Origin of the sequence: Thermoflexus sp. (assembly GCF_042408365.1) — a bacterium.
Taxonomy (GTDB): domain Bacteria; phylum Chloroflexota; class Anaerolineae; order Thermoflexales; family Thermoflexaceae; genus Thermoflexus.
In genome coordinates this window covers 1-1,868 of sequence record NZ_JBHOQJ010000245.1, presented here as the reverse complement: position 1 = coordinate 1,868, position 1,868 = coordinate 1, and the positions used below count along the sequence as shown (strand labels likewise).

Genomic DNA, 1,868 nt, shown 5'->3' with positions numbered 1-1,868 from the left:
GAGCAGATGCGGGATTTCGTATATGTGGAAGATATCGTGGCGGCGAACCGGATGGCGTTGGAGGACGGGGAGGGGGAGGTGTTCAACTTGGGGAGCGGGCGGGGGACGACGGTGAACGAGCTCTTCCGGATGCTGGCGGCGATCACCGGTTATCGACGGGAGCCGATTTACGGCCCGCCGAGAGTGGGGGAGACCTTTCGGATTTACCTGAAGGCGGATCGAATCCGTCAAGCGTGGGGCTGGCGGCCGCGGGTGGACCTGGAGGAGGGACTGGAACGGACGGTGGCCTTTTTCAAAGAGCGATGGCGGCCTTAGGGCAGGGCCGTCTGTTGGGTGGCCATCGGATATTCCCCAAGGAGAACATTTTATGGAAGAGATCAGCCTCCGAAGAGAAGCAGAAGAAGAAATCGACCTGCGAGAATACGTTTGGGTCCTCCTCAAGTACTGGAAGTGGATCCTCGGGGTTCCCATCGCGGCGGCCATCGTCGCCCTAGTGGTGAGTTTCCTCATCCCCCCCACGTACGAGGCCACCGCGCTGGTGGCGGTGACCAAACCCCGCTATGTGATGCAGTTTGATCCACGCATCGTGCCGATAGAATCGATCAGCAATGCCGTGATCCAGCCTGCCTATAAGGCCTATCCGGAGCTGGCCACCAGCGACGAGGTCCTGCGGGAGTTGCTAGCACAGCTGAACCCGCGGCCGGCAGAATTGGAGACGCTGCAGGACCTGCGGGGGATCGTGGCGGCCAAAGCCGGCGCAGATCCCAGCGTGATCCGCCTGACCGCTCGCCATCGGGATCCTGAGGCAGCGGCGCATATCACCAACCTCTGGGCCGAGATTTTCGTCCGGCGGGCCAACGAAATCTACGGGACTGAGGCTCGGTCCCAACTCCAGTTCTACCAGCAGCAGCTGGAGCGGGCGCGGGCCGAGCTGACCGCCGCCGAGGAGGCGCTGGTGGCGTTCCAGGCCCGCAACCGGGCGTCGGTCCTGCAGAACCAGTTGAACTCGTATCGGCAGATGCAGGCCGACTATTTGGCCGATCGACGGCAGATTGCCTATATCGTACAGGACATTCGGGGACTGCGAGAGCAGTTGAGCCGCCAACCTCCCGACCGGCCGACGACCTTGGCGGACCAGTTGACCGCGCTTTTTCTACAAATTAAGGCCTTCAACGCCCAGGCTTCAGCGCCCGTCCAGTTGCAGGTGGATAGCGCGGCGACGCTTTCAGAAAAGTCCCTGCCGGAGCAGATCGCGTTCCTCGACGACCTGGTGCGGGTGTTAGAGGACAAATCGGCCGAGATTGAGGGGCGACTGGCGGAACTGGAGCCGCAAATTCTGGCCCTCCAGCGGGAGCTGCAGGAAATCGCCACCGAGGAGGACCGGCTGGTCCGGGCGCGGGATGTGGCGCGGGAGACGTATATGACGTTAGCACGGAAGGTGGAGGAGGCCCGTATCGCGGCGGAGGATGTCGCCGCGGGGGAGGTCCGGCTGGCCAGCCGGGCGACAGCGCCGGAGAAGCCTGTCAGCCCCCGCAAACTGCTCAACACCGCCGTGGCCGGCGTGCTGGGGTTGATGCTGGCGGTCTTCGGCGCGTTCGTGGCGGAGTGGTGGCGGAGCGGGGCGAAAGCGCAGGAAGGGGTTCCGATGGGCCGCGAGGAACTGGTCGCCGGTGGTCCGTCCCCGGATAGGACGTTGTAGTTGCCTACCCCAGCCCAAGGACGGATACGGTCACGAGCCCATGCGCTGCTGGTACGCTGTCTACACCAAGCCGAACGCCGAATACCGCGTGGCCGCTCTGCTCGCCCAGAAGGGGCTGGAGTCGTTCCTGCCGGAGATCCCCTCCTGGCGGCCGCGCCGAGGCCACCGC

The 1,868-nt window shown here is 64.3% G+C and carries 3 protein-coding genes; all 3 read left to right on the top strand.

All coding sequences use genetic code 11. The features are described 5' to 3' along the window. Positions 1 to 315 (top strand): GDP-mannose 4,6-dehydratase (locus ACFMO5_RS11345; protein WP_376792863.1); only part of this gene is annotated, 315 nt, incomplete at its 5' end. Positions 316 to 367: 52 nt separating this feature from the next. After that, positions 368 to 1,699: a GumC family protein gene (locus tag ACFMO5_RS11340; RefSeq protein ID WP_376792862.1), complete on the top strand. Its 1,332-nt coding sequence runs from the start codon at positions 368 to 370 to the stop codon at positions 1,697 to 1,699. A gap of 40 nt (positions 1,700 to 1,739) precedes the next feature. Then, positions 1,740 to 1,868: transcription termination/antitermination NusG family protein (locus ACFMO5_RS11335; protein WP_376792864.1), on the top strand; the 129-nt coding region annotated here is incomplete at its 3' end.

Coding starts and splice junctions, on each gene's coding strand:
- ACFMO5_RS11340 (WP_376792862.1), top strand. CDS start 368: ATGGAAGAGATCAGCCTCCGAAGAGAAGCAGAAGAAGAAATCGACCTG.